The organism is Brachyspira catarrhinii, from assembly GCF_005518285.1.
Lineage (GTDB): Bacteria > Spirochaetota > Brachyspiria > Brachyspirales > Brachyspiraceae > Brachyspira > Brachyspira catarrhinii.
This window is the reverse complement of the sequence record NZ_SJDU01000908.1, coordinates 1-273: the sequence shown is the minus strand read 5'-3', so window position 1 is coordinate 273 and position 273 is coordinate 1. Positions and strand designations below refer to the sequence as shown.

The following is a 273-nucleotide window of genomic DNA, read 5'->3' as shown; positions in this document are numbered from 1 at the left end:
GATACGAAACCGATTTTTATTTCGCCAACCGTAGACGCCGATTTTACGACAAAATTAGTCGTGACATTGTCCGTTGCTTCGCTGATGGAAAAAGTTCCCGCTGGCGTGTTGTTTGTTATTACTCCGCCGTCTGTTGGAGTGTCATCGGGATTGCTTACCCTATTCTTACAGCTACAGCTCCAAGAGAATAGCAGTCCGAAGATACATAAGATAATTAAAAATAGTTTTGATTTTTGTCTTTTAACTTTAAAGACATTGTTTGTTTGATTTCTC

At 39.2% G+C, this 273-nt stretch carries 1 protein-coding gene; it reads right to left on the bottom strand.

Going from position 1 to position 273, the window contains the following annotated elements:
• A partial coding sequence (locus tag EZH24_RS14655) for a hypothetical protein (protein WP_161976222.1) occupies nucleotides 1-273 on the bottom strand: 273 nt, incomplete at both ends.